This window comes from Actinomadura sp. NPDC049382, assembly GCF_040677125.1.
Lineage (GTDB): Bacteria > Actinomycetota > Actinomycetes > Streptosporangiales > Streptosporangiaceae > Spirillospora > Spirillospora geliboluensis.
Genome location: NZ_JBFARO010000251.1, coordinates 1 through 3269, shown reverse-complemented (window position 1 = coordinate 3269; position 3269 = coordinate 1). Strand labels below are relative to the sequence as shown.

Annotated in this window: 3 protein-coding genes and 1 pseudogene; 2 read left to right on the top strand and 2 right to left on the bottom strand. The window is 70.7% G+C overall.

The genetic code is table 11. The features are described 5' to 3' along the window. Positions 1–924 (top strand): annotated as a pseudogene (locus tag AB0K34_RS46350) (hypothetical protein); the annotation flags it as partial. Between the two features lie 4 nt (positions 925–928). On the opposite strand, the gene AB0K34_RS46345 reads toward AB0K34_RS46350, so the two are convergent. Together AB0K34_RS46345 and AB0K34_RS46340 are read right to left on the bottom strand one after the other, a co-directional pair. Then, positions 929–1771 carry an STAS domain-containing protein gene (locus AB0K34_RS46345; protein ID WP_138641630.1) on the bottom strand — a complete coding sequence of 281 codons (843 nt, stop codon included), beginning with the start codon at positions 1769–1771 and terminating at the stop codon, positions 929–931. A gap of 3 nt (positions 1772–1774) precedes the next feature. Beyond that, complete coding sequence (locus AB0K34_RS46340; protein WP_138641629.1) at positions 1775–2044, bottom strand: hypothetical protein; 270 nt, start codon at positions 2042–2044, stop codon at positions 1775–1777. A gap of 401 nt (positions 2045–2445) precedes the next feature. Here AB0K34_RS46340 and AB0K34_RS46335 point away from each other — a divergent pair. After that, positions 2446–3269, top strand: an 824-nt coding sequence (locus AB0K34_RS46335) for an alpha-amylase family glycosyl hydrolase (RefSeq protein WP_364554904.1), incomplete at its 3' end; no start/stop codon positions are given.

The window sequence follows — 3269 nt, the reverse complement described above, 5'->3', positions numbered from 1 at the left end:
CTCCTGGCCGACATCCACACCACCGACCCCGACGTCCTGTTCCTCGCCGAAGCCTTCACCCGCCCCGCCATGATGCACACCCTCGCCAAAATCGGATTCCACCAGTCCTACACCTACTTCACCTGGCGCAACGCCGCCGACGAACTCACCGCCTACCTCACCGAACTCACCGGCCCCGCCGCCGCCTACATGCGCCCCAACCTGTTCACCAACACCCCCGACATCCTCAACGAATACCTCCAGCACGGCGGCCGCCCCGCCTTCGAAATCCGCGCCATACTCGCCGCCCTCCTGTCCCCCACCTGGGGCATCTACGCCGGCTACGAACTCTGCGAGAACACCCCCGTCCGCCCCGGCAGCGAGGAATACCGCGACTCGGAGAAATACCAGTACCGCCCCCGCGACTGGGAAGCCGCCGACCGCACCGCCACCACCATCGCCCCCCTCATCACCCGCCTCAACACCCTCCGCAACACCCACCCCGCCCTCCAGCAACTCCGCAACCTCCACTTCCACCACATCGACCAACCCGAACTCCTCGCCTTCTCCAAACGCCACCTCGACGACGTCATCCTCACCATCGTCAACCTCAACCCCCACCAACCCCGCGAAGCCACCGTCCACCTCGACCTGCCCGCCCTCGGCCTCCCCGACGACCCCCACCAACCCCACACCGTCACCGACCAACTCGACGGCGCCACCTACACCTGGACCAAATCCAACTACGTGCGGCTCGACCCGCGCGAGAAGCCCGCACACATCCTCACGTTCCAGCGGAACGGCGGACGTGTGCGGGCCAGTGGGAGCCGGTCGGACGGGAGCATGGCCGCGGCGGACGGGACGACCGCGAGGTCGCGCCGGAGTTCGCCGCGGCCCGAATCGTCCCTGCCGTCCCGGAGCCGGCGCCGGACGGGCGGCAGCTGAGCCGTCAGGCCGGCCCGGCGCCGCCGAGCAGGCGGTCCTCGATGGAGCGGCAGCCGGTGAACACCGAGCCGAGCCCCTCCCGGTCGATGATCTCGCGGAGCCGGGCCGGCAGCGCGGGCAGCGCCAGGCAGCCGCCCTCGGCGGCGACGCGCCAGCGGATGCCGAGCAGGATCGGCAGCGGGTCGCAGCGGATGCCGAGGCGCTCGTGCATCCGCACCATGAGGTGCCGCAGGTTGCCCTCGACCAGCGTCGTCAGCGTCTCCCCGAGCCGGGGCACCGTCACCTCGTCCAGCACGCCGGACAGGTGGACGACCGTGTGGTCGCCGTCCCCGGCCTCCGTCGTGGTGATCATCAGCTCGGACGGCGCGGGCGGCGTCGGCGTCAGCCCGGCGTCCCCCGGATGCAGCGCGCGGATGGCGTCGAGCACGTGCGTGGTGTCGACGTCGCCCGCCGGCGCGGGCGGGACGGGCGCGCCGGTCGCCGACGCGACGTCCGGGAACACCGGGACGAGCTGCGCCAGCCCGGTGAGGTGCAGCGCCCGCCGCACGTGCGATGACAGGGCGGGCACCACGGCCCGCAGCGGGCAGCCGAGCAGCTGCGCGCGCGTCTCGGCGCGGGCCAGCAGGACCAGCCCGGCCGCGTCCAGCAGCACGGTGTCGCCGAAGTCGACGACGACCCCCGTGCGCCGCCGCCCGTGCGCCCGGCCGCCGGCGGCCATGGACAGGGCCCTGCTCACCCCCTCCCGGACGCCCGCGTAGTTCTGCCAGCTGATCTGCGCGGGCAGGCTGAGCACGATGAACCCTCGCCGGGTGTCGATGCCCAGGCCCGGCACGGTCGTGTCCTTCATGCGTCACATCCCGATCGGGGTTCTGGCGGCCGCGGGCGCGGGCCGGTGCGGGGCGGTCAGGGAGGAGCCGGGCGGTCTGGACACCGTCCGGCCGTCCGGATAGGGCGGCCGGCCGCCCCGCACGACACCGGTCAGCCGGGACGCGGCGAGGCGTTCGATGGTCCCTTCCTCGGGCCGCACCCCGAGATGGGTGCAGCAGCACCACAGGTCGTCGACGCAGCGGCGCACGTTCTCAGCCGGGATGTCGGCGAAGCGAACGCGCAGCCGCGCCACGAGCGAATCGCGTGTCGGTACGACCGATGGCGACTTCTCCCAGCGCTCCACTGTCCCTCCGATCGCTGTGGACGGAAAACCGTCCGAACGGATCAGAACCCGCCGGTGGGGGCGGGTTCTGAGCTTGGAAACGACCTACCCGGGGCCTGCGACAGAAAAAGCGACGAACCTAAAAACACGGACATGACACAACCGTCGCGCGGCAAGTGTTCGACAGCCGGGCGATCCGCCCCGAACGGTGCCTCCGCGCGTCCGGCGGACGGGCCGGCGGGCAACCGAAACCGCCGCATCGGTCACGCTCCGTACGGAATCTTTTACGGATGGTTGCCTGTCCTGAACGTCCCCCGCGCCGGTGGCGGGCATTGCTGATCTAGATGTCTCCAACACACCCGGGGTGACCCATGCACGGCCAGCCGAACGATTCCGCCCGCAGCACGTCCGACCAGGTCCCCGCCCCAGAGGTGGACACGGGGCCCGGCGCGGGCGGCGGTCCGCGCACCGCCGGAGAGGCCGGCCGCGCCCGGCCGGCCGGCGGGATCGCGGGGGGATCGGCGCCGGCCTCGGGGGCGGTCCCCGACCCGTTCGACGAGAGCACGCCGCGCACGCCCCACTGGTTCAAGACTGCGGTGTTCTATGAGGTGTCGGTGCGGGGCTTCGCCGATTCAAACAATGACGGCTACGGCGATCTGCGCGGACTGATCTCCAAACTCGACCATCTGCAATGGCTCGGCATCGACTGCCTGTGGCTGCTGCCGATCTACCAGTCACCGCTCAAGGACGGCGGCTACGACATCGCGAACTACACCAGCATCCTGCCGGACTTCGGGGAACTCGGCGATTTCGTCGAGCTCATCGAGCAGGCCCATGCGCGCGGTATCCGGGTGATCGCGGATCTGGTGATGAACCACACCTCCGACCAGCACCCCTGGTTCCAGGCGTCCCGCACCGACCCCGACGGCCCGTTCGGGGACTTCTACGTGTGGGCCGACGACGACACCGGCTACCCCGACGCCCGCATCATCTTCGTCGACACCGAGTCCTCCAACTGGACCTACGACCCCGTCCGCGGCCAGTACTACTGGCACCGCTTCTTCTCCCACCAGCCCGACCTCAACTACGACAACCCCGACGTCCAGGACGCCATGCTGGAGAACCTGCGCTTCTGGCTCGACCTGGGCATCGACGGGTTCCGCCTGGACGCCGTCCCCTACCTGTACGCCCGCGA

What these genes read in the sequence shown, in the direction of transcription:
- AB0K34_RS46345 (WP_138641630.1), bottom strand. Translation starts at nt 1,771, where the DNA reads ATGAAGGACACGACCGTGCCGGGCCTGGGCATCGACACCCGGCGAGGG.